This window comes from Bradyrhizobium sp. ma5 (assembly GCF_042258955.1).
Classification (GTDB): Bacteria; Pseudomonadota; Alphaproteobacteria; order Rhizobiales; family Xanthobacteraceae; genus Bradyrhizobium.
Window position 1 is genome coordinate 1,618,616 of sequence record NZ_CP170156.1, and the last position, 12,695, is coordinate 1,631,310.

The 12,695-nt window shown below is 61.3% G+C and carries 11 protein-coding genes; all 11 read left to right on the forward strand.

Annotation, left to right across the window (positions count from 1 at the left end; genetic code table 11):
- Nucleotides 1-1,310 precede the first annotated feature (1,310 nt).
- The 11 genes from ACE103_RS07595 to trbL all read left to right on the forward strand — a co-directional run bounded on the left by ACE103_RS07595 (nucleotide 1,311) and on the right by trbL (nucleotide 12,671).
- On the forward strand, nucleotides 1,311-3,287 hold the full coding sequence (locus tag ACE103_RS07595; protein ID WP_375778923.1) for a conjugal transfer protein TraG: 1,977 nt from the start codon (nucleotides 1,311-1,313) through the stop codon (nucleotides 3,285-3,287).
- A gap of 9 nt (nucleotides 3,288-3,296) precedes the next feature.
- Nucleotides 3,297-3,719, forward strand: coding sequence for a CopG family transcriptional regulator (locus tag ACE103_RS07600; protein WP_375778924.1), 423 nt, complete (start codon nucleotides 3,297-3,299; stop codon nucleotides 3,717-3,719).
- 472 nt (nucleotides 3,720-4,191) lie between these two features.
- Nucleotides 4,192-4,728 (forward strand): hypothetical protein, encoded by a 537-nt coding sequence (locus ACE103_RS07605; protein WP_375778925.1) that lies wholly within the window; start codon nucleotides 4,192-4,194, stop codon nucleotides 4,726-4,728.
- Between the two features lie 82 nt (nucleotides 4,729-4,810).
- On the forward strand, nucleotides 4,811-6,127 hold the full coding sequence (locus ACE103_RS07610) for a nitrate/nitrite transporter (protein ID WP_375778926.1): 1,317 nt from the start codon (nucleotides 4,811-4,813) through the stop codon (nucleotides 6,125-6,127).
- A 200-nt stretch (nucleotides 6,128-6,327) separates the two neighbouring features.
- A complete protein-coding gene (gene trbB / locus ACE103_RS07615) occupies nucleotides 6,328-7,296 on the forward strand; it encodes a P-type conjugative transfer ATPase TrbB (RefSeq protein ID WP_375778927.1) in 969 nt (322 codons plus the stop codon).
- Complete coding sequence (locus ACE103_RS07620) at nucleotides 7,296-7,619, forward strand: TrbC/VirB2 family protein (protein WP_375781036.1); 324 nt, start codon at nucleotides 7,296-7,298, stop codon at nucleotides 7,617-7,619. Before trbB ends, ACE103_RS07620 begins: the two co-directional genes overlap by 1 nt.
- The gene (locus ACE103_RS07625; RefSeq protein WP_342724129.1) at nucleotides 7,619-7,882 is read left to right on the forward strand and encodes a VirB3 family type IV secretion system protein; all 264 of its coding nucleotides are present in this window, start codon (nucleotides 7,619-7,621) and stop codon (nucleotides 7,880-7,882) included. The genes ACE103_RS07620 and ACE103_RS07625 overlap by 1 nt, the downstream gene beginning before the upstream one ends.
- Nucleotides 7,883-7,891: 9 nt before the next feature.
- Nucleotides 7,892-10,333, forward strand: coding sequence for a conjugal transfer protein TrbE (trbE, locus tag ACE103_RS07630; RefSeq protein ID WP_375778928.1), 2,442 nt, complete (start codon nucleotides 7,892-7,894; stop codon nucleotides 10,331-10,333).
- Nucleotides 10,330-11,061 carry a P-type conjugative transfer protein TrbJ gene (gene trbJ, locus ACE103_RS07635; protein ID WP_375781037.1) on the forward strand — a complete coding sequence of 244 codons (732 nt, stop codon included), beginning with the start codon at nucleotides 10,330-10,332 and terminating at the stop codon, nucleotides 11,059-11,061. The genes trbE and trbJ overlap by 4 nt, the downstream gene beginning before the upstream one ends.
- On the forward strand, nucleotides 11,061-11,432 hold the full coding sequence (gene trbK-alt / locus ACE103_RS07640; RefSeq protein ID WP_375778929.1) for a putative entry exclusion protein TrbK-alt: 372 nt from the start codon (nucleotides 11,061-11,063) through the stop codon (nucleotides 11,430-11,432). Before trbJ ends, trbK-alt begins: the two co-directional genes overlap by 1 nt.
- 3 nt (nucleotides 11,433-11,435) lie before the next feature.
- On the forward strand, nucleotides 11,436-12,671 hold the full coding sequence (trbL, locus tag ACE103_RS07645) for a P-type conjugative transfer protein TrbL (protein WP_375778930.1): 1,236 nt from the start codon (nucleotides 11,436-11,438) through the stop codon (nucleotides 12,669-12,671).
- Nucleotides 12,672-12,695: the final 24 nt, after the last annotated feature.

Below are 12,695 nucleotides of genomic sequence, written 5' to 3' on the forward strand. Positions count from 1 at the left end.
ACAACAAGCCGGGCCTGCTCACTCCGCCGGTTTTATTGTTCCGATCTTCGGCTCGACGTCCACGCGTTCAATCTGCGGACGATGAAGCATATGCCACAAGCCAAGCTGTACTGGCACGATCGCTGGTGCAATCGGACAGCGCCAGTCGGTGCTCAGTATGTTGCCGCCCAAAAGCGCCTAACAGCGTCAAAGCGACCACCAAGCTCGCGCAAGCGCGCTGTTCCGGCGTCACGAGGAAGACCTCTGCCTGCCCGCCGCATGCCGACACTGCGTTTAAGCAAGACCGAGCCTTTTCTGACGGCGCGCTCCTTGGCAGTAAGGCGGTTTGGATGGAGCGTGCAGGGTCGCGACCAGTTGCCCCAAGTCTGGGATGCCACTGGCATCGGGGTGAGGATCGCCCTTTAGCGACGTTGACCGGCCATGTGGGTCTCGTTGTCGTATCCGACCGCTCACGTCAGGGTCGACGGACATCTCGGCACGAAGGAAGCTCTCGCAGCGTCGGGGCCAGGTTGAAGACGCGACCGGCCGAGACCTAGGGCAATTGCTGCCACACGCCGGGTCTTAACCCGGCCCGCCAGGATCGCGCGAAAGTGGCAGCTGAACGCAGGATTTAAGCATCAACGTGCCGTCAAATCATCAATCCGGAGGAAATATTCGTTAGGAGATACAGATCTTGAGGCACTGCTTGAGACGCAATCGGATTGAAGCGTAGGCGACGTCATAGTGAATACAAAAAAGGCGGAGGTTCAAGAGGCCAATAGAAACCGCTGGCAGCTCATCGACCGGGTCGTTGCTTGGATACGCCGCTCAACTGTGAGCCGGGCTCGAGCAATAGAGAGAGCTCCTGCGTCCTATCGGATACGAAAGGACATCGGGTTGGCCCGAGATAACCCGAAACCAATATCCGACCGAATGGACGAGATGAGAAGAAGGCATGGCGGCTGGTTTTAGCCGCCCCAACTGGATTTGCAATCTATCAGTTCTGCCTTCCAGCGATCAATGCCGGCCACGCACAGATCTGCAAAATGACCTAGCGCTTTAGCTTCGGCGTGATGGGTGCTTGCGCCATTTAGAGCTGCCGTGCGCGCTTGAGTATCGTGCCGGCGCAACACGACGCGAGATCATCGAGGCTTGGGATCAATTCGATCGCGCTCTACAACGCATCATCGTCCCACCGCATGGCGAGCCTCGGGAACCGCAGGCGATACGTGCGCGGACCCGCCGATTCACGCGCCAGGACGCGCGCGAGTGCGATGCGCGGGCGGGCTTAGTTGTGCGCAGGCCAAGGATGCTATCCACATCTCCGCTCCATGTCCGCAACCAAGATCATTTGGCATCAAGTCATCCTGGTCTGTCTCGTCGTGCTCGCGTTCCTCTGGGCGGCAACCGAATGGACAGCGTGGCGACTTGCCTTTCAGCCACAGCTTGGACCTGCCTGGTTCAACCTTGGGCATTGGCCGATCTACCAGCCGACCGCCTTCTTCCCTTGGTGGTTCAAATTCGATGCTTACGCGCCAATAATATTCCTTGAGGGCGGCGCCATCGCCGCCAGTGGTGGCCTTGCGGCAATCGCACTCGCGATGATGCTCTCCGTTCTGCGCGCGCACGAGGCGAGAAACGTCACCACGTACGGCTCGGCATGCTGGGCGGATGCACGCGAGGTGAGGCGGGCCGGACTTTTGGGCCCTGATGGCGTGGTACTCGGCCGCTTCGAGGACAATTATCTGCGGCATGACGGGCCCGAGCACGTGCTCTGCTTTGCCCCCACACGCTCCGGCAAGGGCGTTGGCCTTGTCATACCGACACTTTTAACATGGCCCGCCTCCACAATTGTCCACGACATCAAGGGTGAAAACTACCAGTTGACCTCTGGCTGGCGCTCGCGCATCGGGCCGGTGCTGTTATTCGATCCGACCGATCCAGCCAGTGCCGCATACAACCCCCTTCTCGAAATTCGCCGTGGCGACTGCGAAGTGCGAGACGCTCAGAATATCGCGGATATTCTTGTCGATCCGGAAGGGGCACTCGAACGCCGGAATCATTGGGAAAAGACCAGCCACTCTCTCCTTGTCGGTGCGATCCTGCATGTCCTCTACGCGGAGGCCGACAAGACCCTCGCCGGTGTCGCCAATTTCCTTTCGGATCCATCCCGTTCGATCGACGTCACTCTCAACGCAATGCTGGCGACACCGCATCTTAAAACCAGCGTTCATCCCGTCGTTGCCTCAGCCGCGCGCGAGCTTCTCAATAAGAGCGAGAACGAGCGCTCGGGCGTACTCTCAACCGCCATGAGTTTCCTCGGCCTCTACCGAGATCCCGTGGTCGCGAAAATCACCGCGCGTAGTGACTGGCGAATCCGCGATCTGGTGGACGGTGTGCAGCCCATCTCACTCTACCTCGTCGTGCCCCCCTCCGACATTGTTCGGACCAAACCGTTGATGCGGCTCATCCTCAATCAAATCGGCCGAAGATTGACCGAGAGCCTGGATGGCGAGCGACGCGGACAAAAGCTTCTGCTGATGTTGGATGAGTTCGCCGCGCTCGGCCGGCTCGACTTCTTTGAGAGCCAGCTGGCCTTCATGGCCGGGTATGGCATCCGTGGCTTCCTCATCACCCAGAGCCTCAATCAGCTGGAACGCGCCTATGGTCAAAATCACGCGATCCTCGACAATTGCCACGTTAGGATCGCCTTCTCGACCAATGATGAGCGCACCGCCAAACGCGTGTCGGATGCGCTCGGGACGGCGACCGAGCTCAGGGCGATGAAAAACTATGCGGGGCACAGATTGAGTCCGTGGCTTGGACATCTGATGGTGAGCCGTCAGGAGACCTCTCGCCAGTTGCTGACGCCGGGCGAGGTCATGCAGCTGTCACCTAAAGAAGCGATTGTGATGGTCTCCGGCTTGCATCCTGTACGCGCCACCAAGGTCCGTTACTATGAGGATCCGCAGTTTCAGCGGCGCCTGTTGCAGCCGCCGCGAGCTCAACTGAGTAGCATTCCTGCACGGGCGGATGATTGGTCAGCCCGCAGCCCAATTGCGCCTTCAACCCATCTCCTGTCGAGGCGCAAGCACGGGGGCGACGACCCGAATGGAGGTCTTCGCCGCGAACCGGAACCGCCTCAGCATGAGGAGATCGAGGTCAAGGCACCTGTCGCCGACCACGAGTTCGATGCCGACCTCGACGAGGCCGTTGCTGATGACGTCCATGCCCGCGCCATGACCGAGCCGATGCAGCGCGTGGCAAGGACCGCCAGTCTCGACCCGGATGATGGGATTGACCTCTGAGCGCACCAAATGAAAAAGATCCAGCTCAGCATCTACCTCGACCCAGAGACGTTCAAAACTCTCGATGCGTTCGCAAAGCATCGTGGGCAGCCCAAGTCGCTGGTTGCGGAAGCCGCCATCGCTTCGTTCCTTGGTCCTGATGATTCTGACCGGCGAGAGGCGGTGATCGCAAAACGCCTGGACCGGGTCACGCGGGTCCTTGAGCGACTGGAACGCAATGATGGCATCACGCTTGAGACGGTTGCGCTCTTCATCCGATTCTGGCTGACCTCGACGCCGGCGCTTCCAGAGCATTCGGGCCCGGCCGCACGCGCCAAAGGGGCCGAGCGCTATGATCGTTTCGTTGAGGCCCTGGGAAGGCGTCTTTCAAGCGGCTCGACCCTCCTGAAAGAGGTGAGCGTCGATTTGCACGCCTCTGAGAAAGCCGAGTAGAGCGTGTCCCGACGGACGGGCGATGTTGCGGCGCCGCTCATTGAAATGACTGACCTGCAATCGCGCAAGGGAACGACGGGCTGTGCAAACTCGGCAGCTCGCCCAAGCGTCATGATCTCGGCCGACTAATAGACCGCTCTCGCACCCCCCTTCAATCAGGGCGCCATTTCTTTCCTTCGCTACGCCAGGCCACGAAAGGCGGTTCAGTCCCGTTGAAGTGACGTCCGACCTGCTTCTTCTTCCTCCAGCCGTCGCTGGGAGCGATTCAGCGGCTTCGATCGGATCTACGTCGCGGCCGAAGCGCCGTGGCGTGGCCTGGTACGGCTGCAATGCAAGAAAGCGGAATATGCAAGGCAATGGAGACCTCGAAACGCAGACCAGCTCGGGCCTGAACGGTGATGGGTCAGATGCTCTGCCGAATCTGAGCGAAGCGCCGCGGACTAGAAAGATAACCGTTCAGCTCTCAGAGAGCATGTTCGAGCGACTGGACGCTGCGACCAACCGCCCGGGGCTCGGTAAAAGCATGGTCGTCGAGACAGCGCTGGAGCGCTTCGTTAATCCTGCGCCACCCGCCGAAAGGCTGGTCGAGGAGGCGCTGGACCGGATGATTGGTCAGATGACCAGGCTTGAACACGCGATCGCAATCATTGCCGAAACTGTCGCCCTGCACGCGCGCTATCAGCTCACCGTGACGCCGCCCATGCTGCAATCCCATCAGGGCGAGGCTTGCCTGCTTGGCGAGCGGCGCTTCAAGATTCTGGTCGAGCAGGTCGAGCGGCGGGTACGGCTCCGACAACCATTGATACAGGAGACGATCGATCGGCTCGGCAGGGCCGGTCGAGCTGCCCATGAGGCTCCCAGCGGCACGTCAAAGATTGGGGCGCAAGAACAACCGGATTCGAAAGGTCTGTCCACGACCGCCGCTGGGGAGATATCCGAGCCAAATGCTGCCGCCGGGGAGGGCGGCAGCACGGCGAGCTTTCGGAACCTGCCCAACTCGTTTTGCTGAGCCAGCTGGGCCGGCTGTCACCCGCGCGCTGGGGCACAGTCCGACGCCGGTATTGCCCGAAAACATATTTGGGCCGCTTCCAATGTGGAGGCTCATAGCGTGTGCTTTTCTTCCTTTTGCGGCCGGATACTACCTTGCGTACCTGTTCCGAACGATCAACACGCTGATTGCTGGCCGCCTCGCTTTCGATCTTGGGCTTGGCGCTGCCGAGATGGGCTTGCTCACGTCAGTCTATTTCCTGGTGGTTATGGCAGCGCAGATTCCGATCGGTATGTGTCTCGACCGCTTCGGACCGCGACGGGTGCAGGGCGCGCTCTTGGCCGTCGCCGCAGCGGGGGCCGCGCTCTTTGCACTATCGACGGGATTCTTATCGCTTCTCATCGCTCGCGCGATGATCGGACTTGGGAGCGCCGCGTCCCTGATGTCTGGCCTCAAAATCATCGTCCTCTGGTTTCCAAAAGAACGGATGGCCGTGATCAATGGCTTTATGATCATGCTGGGATCGTTCGGGGCGGTCACAGCGACAGCTCCTGCCGAGGTGGTTCTGGACCGGGTCGGCTGGAGGGGGCTGTTCGGAGCGCTCGCAGCCGTGACTGCGCTTGCCGCAGTTTTAATTCATGTCGTGGTTCCTGAACGACCCACAAGGCCACAGCCCAGCAGCAAGCCCGTCAGCCTGAGAACCGTCTATTCGGATGCCCGGTTCTGGCGAATTGCGCCGTTATCGGCGACTTGCATCGGATCGGCCTGGGCACTGCAGTCCTTGTGGGCGGCACCCTGGCTTTGCGATGTGGAACGGCTGAATCGAGTGAGTCTCGTTAATAAATTGTTCCTGATGGCGGTCGCTCTGAGCTTCAGTGCATTAGGCCTGGGCGTGCTTGCAAACTGGGTGCGCCATCGCGGTAAGAAGACGGAAGCCGTCCTTGCTGCCGTGGCAGTGATGTTGATTGGAGCCGAGCTTGTGCTGATCCTGCATCCACCCTGGCCGTCGCTGCTGCCATGGTTCGTGGTGTCGGTCGCTGGATCGGCTACGGCTCTGACCTACGCCATCATAGGAGATTATTTCCCGACCCGCCTCGTTGCACGCGCGAATGGCGCCCTGAACGTTCTGCAATTTGGCTGGGCATTCGTTGTGCAGTACGGGACGGGACTGATTCTGGAGCATTGGCCTCTTGAGGCTGGGCATTATCCCTTGATTGCCTACCAGGTCGCGTTCGGAGTGAACATGTTGCTGCAGCTTGCAGCGCTCGTCTGGTTTTCCGTCCCGCCGCTTGGTGGCCGGAAACGGAAGGCCGAGGCTCCTGCCATAAGCCTGGCAGCGGGCGGCCGGAGCTCGGTTGAGGTCGTTGTTCCAGCGGCCGATCTCGTCCTGCTGGAGGGTGATGAACATGCTGAGTGGTGAGGCCTGCCTGTTGACGGGCTGATCTCCTGGACCTTCACTCTGTGGCGCGTCGGAAGCATTCTTTCCGGATCTTTCTTCTTCTACGCCAGGCTGCGATCCGCATTCTCCCATTGTTGCGATGCCGCTGGTTCTGCCTTTTCTAGTTGTCCCCATGAGAGGCCGCTGATCCTTGGCTGCCTCGATGAGCCTTGGGGGCAGTTGTGGCAATCCATTCGTTCCATTCGGAAGCCGAATTGCGTGGCGCACGCATGCTCCGCACCGCGCTTGGACCTGCGATCGCGGGCTTTTTGGAAGATCCGTCCGTGGTCGAGGTGATGCTTAACCCCGATGGACGACTGTGGATCGACCGGCTATCGAGCGGGCTTGCCGATACGGGCGAGAGCCTGTCCGCAGCAGACGGCGAACGAATTGTCCGGCTGGTGGCACATTATGTGGGTGCCGAGGTTCACCCCGGCTCGCCCCGCATTTCGGCTGAGCTGCCGGAAACCGGCGAACGTTTCGAAGGCCTGTTGCCGCCGGTCGTCGCCGCACCGGCGTTCGCGATCCGTAAACCCGCGATCGCCGTGTTCGGCCTGGACGACTATATCGCTGCCGGCATCATGAACGCGGAGCAGGCGAACGTGCTTCGTCATGCCGTTGCTGCGCGCAAGAACATCCTGGTCGCGGGCGGCACGTCGACCGGCAAAACGACGCTGACGAATGCGCTTCTCGCCGAGGTCGCCAAGGGATCGGATCGCGTTGTCCTCATCGAAGATACGCGCGAGCTTCAGTGCAGGGCGCCCAACCTGGTAGCGTTGCGGACCAAGGACGGCGTGATCTCCCTCTCTGACCTGGTTCGCTCTTCGCTTCGCTTGCGCCCCGATCGTATTCCGATCGGGGAGGTCCGCGGAGCCGAGGCGCTCGATCTGCTCAAAGCCTGGGGAACGGGCCATCCCGGCGGCATCGGCACGATCCACGCCGGCACGGCGTTGGGGGCGCTGCGGCGGCTTGAGCAGCTCATCCAGGAGGCCGTGGTCACTGTTCCGCGTGCGCTGATAGCGGAGACCATCAACGTTATCGCCGTGCTTTCCGGCCGTGGTGCCCAACGGCGACTCAGCGAGCTCGCTTCTGTCACCGACCTTGGACCATCGGGCGACTACAGCCTTTCGAAAATTGGAGAACAGTCATGATGACGCGATCACATCTCGGGCGGGCCTTCCTTTCGGCTACAGCGTTCGCTTGCCTGTACCTGGCGAGCGCGCCGGCCTTTGCTGCCGGCTCGAACATGCCCTGGGAGCAACCGCTCAACCAGATCCTGCAATCGGTCGAAGGTCCGGTCGCCAAGATCATCGCAGTCATCATCATCATCGTGACAGGGCTTTCGCTTGCCTTCGGCGACACCTCAGGCGGTTTCCGGCGGCTGATCCAAATCGTGTTCGGTCTGTCGATCGCATTTGCCGCTTCCAGCTTCTTCCTGTCGTTCTTTTCCTTCGGCGGCGGGGTGGTGATCTGATGGATGAGCCAGTCGCAGGCTTTGTCGCCCCCGTCCATCGCGCGCTCACCGAACCGATCCTGATGGGTGGTGCGCCGCGTGCAGTCGCGATCCTCAACGGAACATTGGCTGCCGCACTCGGCCTTGGCCTGCGCTTGTGGCTGGCCGGCCTTCTTCTGGCGTTCATCGGCCACATGGCTTCGGTCTGGGCTGCCAAGCGCGATCCAGAGTTCGTGGAGGTTGTGCGCCGCCACGTTCGCGTCCCCGGTCATCTCAGCGCATGAAGTTGTCCCATGATGAATCTTGCCGAATATCGCCGTTCGAATACGCGCCTTGCCGACTTCCTGCCCTGGGCCGCCCTAGTCGATGAGGGAATTGTCTTGAACAAGGATGGCTCGTTTCAGCGGTCGGCACGGTTCAGAGGGCCTGACCTCGACAGTGCCGTGCCGGCCGAGCTCGTTGCGGTGGCCGGCCGACTGAACAACGCGCTCCGTCGTCTCGGCTCCGGGTGGGCTGTCTTTGTTGAAGCGCAGCGGCATTCGGCGGGACGCTACCCGCCGGACATGTTCCCGGATGTCGCATCGGCCCTCGTGGATGCGGAGCGGAAAGCACAATTCGAGGAAGCCGGCAGACACTATGAATCGAGCTACTATCTCACATTGCTCTATCTGCCCCCGGCAGAGAGTGCAGCGGCTGCGGAGCGTCTCCTCTATGAGGGCAGCCATCGCAGCGCAGGAGCGGACGCGCGCGAGCTGCTCAGGGGCTTCGTCGATCGGACCAACCGCGTGCTGCAGCTCGTTGAGGGCTTCATGCCGGATTGCGGCTGGCTCGATGACGAGCAAACGCTGACCTACCTTCACTCGACAGTATCGACCAAGCGGCACCGGGTGCGCGTGCCGGAAGTCCCGATGTATCTCGACGCGCTGCTCGCCGACCAGCCGTTGACCAGCGGGCTGGAACCGATGCTGGGCGACGCACATCTGCGCATCCTTACGGTCGTGGGATTTCCGAGCGCGACCACACCCGGAATTCTCGATGATCTCAACCGCCTGGCGTTCCCGTATCGCTGGTCGACCCGTGCCATCATGCTCGACAAAACAGATGCCACAAAGCTCCTGACCAAGATCCGGAGGCAGTGGTTTGCCAAGCGGAAGTCGATCGCCGCGATCCTCAAAGAGGTGATGACGAACGAGGCCTCCACGCTTCTTGATACCGATGCCCACAACAAGGCGATGGATGCCGACAGCGCGCTCCAGGAGCTGGGTTCCGATCGGATCGGAGAGGCCTTTGTGACTGCAACCGTCACGGTCTGGGACAGGGATCCCCGCGCGGCCGACGAAAAGCTCCGCCTCGTCGAAAAGGTGATCCAGGGCCGCGACTTCACCTGCATGACCGAGACGGTGAACGCGATCGAAGCCTGGCTCGGCAGCCTGCCGGGCCAAACTTACGCCAACGTCCGCCAGCCGCCGGTCTCGACCTTGAATCTGGCCCACATGATTCCGCTGTCTGCCATCTGGGCGGGAGAGGCGAGGGACCATCATTTCAAGGCCCCTCCACTGTTCTTCGGCAAGACCGAAGGATCGACGCCATTCCGGTTTTCTCTTCATGTCGGCGATGTCGGACATACCCTGGTGATCGGACCGACCGGCGCTGGCAAGTCGGTGCTGCTCGCGCTGATGGCTCTGCAGTTCCGGCGATATCCGTTGGGCCAGATCTTTGCCTTCGACTTCGGCGGTTCGATCCGCGCAGCTGCGATCGCCATGGGGGGCGACTGGCACGATCTTGGCGGTGCGGTCAGTGGAGGATCCTCCGAGTTTGTGGCGCTCCAGCCGCTTGCGCGAATCGAGGACGTTGGGGAACGCGGCTGGGCGGCCGATTGGATAACATCCATCTTGAGCCGCGAGCGCATCGAGGTCACCCCCGAGACGAAGGAACATATCTGGTCGGCTTTGACCTCGCTCGCCTCGGCGCCAGTTGGGGAGCGCACGTTGACCGGGCTCTCCGTCCTTCTCCAATCCAATGCCTTGAAGCGAGCGCTGCAGCCCTACTGCCTCGGTGGTCCCTTTGAGCGGCTCTTGGATGCGGAAGGTGAGCGGCTGGGAGAGGCCTCCGTTCAGGTGTTCGAGACCGACGGATTGATCGGCACCGGTATCGCCCCGGCGGTTCTGTCCTATCTGTTTCACCGGATCGAAGACCGGTTTGATGGCCGTCCCACGCTGCTCATCATCGACGAGGGGTGGCTTGCACTGGACGATGCCGATTTCGCCGGCAAGCTCCGCGAATGGCTAAAGACGCTGCGCAAGAAGAACGCTTCCGTCGTGTTTGCCACCCAATCTCTTGCCGATATTGACGGATCCGCAATTGCGCCCGCAATCATCGAGAGTTGCCCGACCCGGATCCTGCTGCCGAATGACCGCGCCATCGAGCCGCAAATCATGGCGACCTACCGCCGCTTTGGGTTGAACGATCGGCAAATCGAGATCTTGGCGCGAGCGACGCCGAAGCGGGACTACTACTGCCAGTCGCGCCGGGGCAACCGACTGTTCGAGCTCGGCCTCGGCGAAATCGCGCTTGCCTTCGCGGCCGCGTCTTCCAAGGCCGACCAGGCTCTCATCGAGCAGGTCCTTAAGGAGCACAGCCAGGACGATTTTGTCGAGGCCTGGCTGAAGACACGTGATCTCGGTTGGGCCTGCAATCTCATTCCGCAGCTTGCGAAGGAAGGAAATTTGCCATGAATCGTCTCCGTCGGCTGTCGGCAGCGAGCTTGATCGCTATCGCCCTCGTTCATGTCCCCCGGGACGGCGAGGCGTTGATCGTGTTCGATCCGAACAATTACGTGCAGAACGTGCTCACGGCTGCGCGCGAGCTGCAGCAGATCAACAACCAGATCACATCGTTGCAGAACCAAGCACAGATGCTGATCAACCAGGCGAGGAACCTGGCGAGCCTGCCATATTCGTCGTTGCAGCAGCTCGAGCAATCGATCCAGCGTACCCAGCAACTGCTTGGCCAAGCTCAACGCATCGCCTACGACGTGCAGCAGATCGATCGCGCCTTCTCCACGACCTACGCGCCGGCATCATCGAGCATGTCTGATGGGGGCATGGTCGCCAACGCGCAAGCACGTTGGCAGAACTCGGTCGCCAGCCTGCAGGACGCGATGCGGGTGCAAGCAACCGTCGTCGGGAATCTCGATACCAACCGGACCCAAATGTCGGGTCTGGTTACAGCGAGCCAGGGCGCGTCGGGCGCCCTTCAGGCAAGCCAGGCAGGCAATCAGCTGCTTGCGCTCCAAGCGCAGCAGCTATCGGATCTTACGGCAAGCGTGGTCGCGCAAGGCAGGGCGCAAACGCTTGACGCTGCGCAGCGCGCAGCAGCTCAGGATCAGGGCAGAGAGCAGCTGCGGCGCTTCCTCGCCCAAGGCCAGGGCTATCAACCAGCAACCGTGCAGATGTTCCACTGATGATGAAGATCACATTTGAACGGTTGCCCATGGCGATGGCAGCGGCGCTTATGGTTCTCGCCATCGCGGCTTGCGCCATTCGCCTGCGGAGCGACGAGAGTCCACCCGAATCTTCCACGCTCGCTCCCAAGGGTGATGCGGCCGCCGCAAAGCTCAACCAATGCCGCACCGTTACCTACGAGCAGAAGGACGCTCTCCTCGAATGCCAGAACATTTGGGCCGACCAGCGCAGCCGGTTTTTGGGGGGAAGGCGATCTTCGAACGGTTCGGATAGCCGGGCGGGCGTCGGACCTTCGCCATCTCCTGTGCCGCGTAAGGACGAAAGCCGTCTCTCGCCCGGTTATCCCCCCGTTCCAAGCCAAAGCGAGTGAGCCATGGGCGGCACAGGCGTCATCGACCAATTCCTGGAAACCTTCACTCGCTACATCGATTCCGGATTTGGCCTCGTCGGGGGCGAAGTCGGTTATCTCGCGACCACATTGGCTGCGATCGACCTCACGCTCGGCGGCCTGTTCTGGTCCTTTGGGAGCGACGAGGAGATCATTGCCCGGCTCATCAAGAAGACTCTGTTTGTCGGCGTGTTTGCCTACCTGATCGGCAATTGGAATAGCCTTGCCCGGATTGTCTTCGAGAGCTTTGCCGGTCTTGGACTGAAAGCCTCAGGGACCGGCCTCTCATCGGCAGATTTCCTGCGGCCGGGCCGAATTGCGCAAGTCGGGCTCGATGCTGGCCGTCCGATCCTTGACTCTGTTTCCGGGCTGATGGGCTATGTCAGCTTCTTCGAGAATTTCGTCCAGATCGCTGTCCTCCTGTTCGCCTGGATGACGGTGCTGCTGGCCTTCTTCATTCTCGCGATCCAGCTCTTCGTCACGCTAATCGAGTTCAAACTGACGACGCTAGCCGGCTTCGTCCTGATCCCCTTCGGCCTCTTTGGGAAGACCGCTTTTGCGGCCGAACGGGTCCTCGGCAATGTGATCTCGTCAGGTGTGAAGGTTTTGGTTCTCGCCGTCATTGTCGGTATTGGATCGACTTTGTTCTCGCAATTCACGTCAGGCTTCGGTGGCAACCAGCCCACGATCGAGAACGCCATGGCGCTGGTGCTCGGTGCTCTCTCTTTGCTCGGCCTTGGCATTTTCGGACCCGGCATCGCCAATGGCATCGTTTCTGGCGGCCCGCAGCTTGGCGCGGGTAGTGCCGTGGGCACAGGCCTCGCCGCCGGCGGAGTGGTTGTGGCCGGCGCTGGCCTTGCAGCCGGCGCCGCCGGTCTTGCCAGCGGCGCCATCGCGGGCGCGGCGCGGGGAGGAACCGTCATTGCGAGTGGCACGGCGAGCGTGTTTCGGTCGGCGAGCCAGGCCGGCTCCGAGCCGAGCGGTTCGGCTACTGCAAGCCCCTTGCGCTCGATCGCAGCTGGTCTCGGTGCAAGAGCGAGCGATGTCGGTGAGCGGGAAGGGAGTTCTACGATTGCTTCCGGCAGCGCGCCCGCATGGGTTCATCGGATGAAGCGGGCGCAGACCATCCAGCATGGGGCATCAGCTGCAACGCACGCGATCCGATCGGGAGATCACGGCGGCGCCGGCGGGTCAGTCGACCTCTCGGAAGACGATCGCTGACGTTTCTCTCCCTTAATCCTGTTC

What these genes read in the sequence shown, in the direction of transcription:
- trbL (WP_375778930.1), top strand. Translation starts at nt 11,436, where the DNA reads ATGGGCGGCACAGGCGTCATCGACCAATTCCTGGAAACCTTCACTCGC.
- ACE103_RS07625 (WP_342724129.1), top strand. Translation starts at nt 7,619, where the DNA reads ATGGATGAGCCAGTCGCAGGCTTTGTCGCCCCCGTCCATCGCGCGCTC.
- trbE (WP_375778928.1), top strand. Translation starts at nt 7,892, where the DNA reads ATGATGAATCTTGCCGAATATCGCCGTTCGAATACGCGCCTTGCCGAC.
- trbK-alt (WP_375778929.1), top strand. Translation starts at nt 11,061, where the DNA reads ATGATGAAGATCACATTTGAACGGTTGCCCATGGCGATGGCAGCGGCG.
- ACE103_RS07595 (WP_375778923.1), top strand. Translation starts at nt 1,311, where the DNA reads ATGTCCGCAACCAAGATCATTTGGCATCAAGTCATCCTGGTCTGTCTC.
- ACE103_RS07610 (WP_375778926.1), top strand. Translation starts at nt 4,811, where the DNA reads ATGTGGAGGCTCATAGCGTGTGCTTTTCTTCCTTTTGCGGCCGGATAC.
- trbJ (WP_375781037.1), top strand. Translation starts at nt 10,330, where the DNA reads ATGAATCGTCTCCGTCGGCTGTCGGCAGCGAGCTTGATCGCTATCGCC.
- ACE103_RS07605 (WP_375778925.1), top strand. Translation starts at nt 4,192, where the DNA reads ATGTTCGAGCGACTGGACGCTGCGACCAACCGCCCGGGGCTCGGTAAA.
- ACE103_RS07620 (WP_375781036.1), top strand. Translation starts at nt 7,296, where the DNA reads ATGACGCGATCACATCTCGGGCGGGCCTTCCTTTCGGCTACAGCGTTC.
- ACE103_RS07600 (WP_375778924.1), top strand. Translation starts at nt 3,297, where the DNA reads ATGAAAAAGATCCAGCTCAGCATCTACCTCGACCCAGAGACGTTCAAA.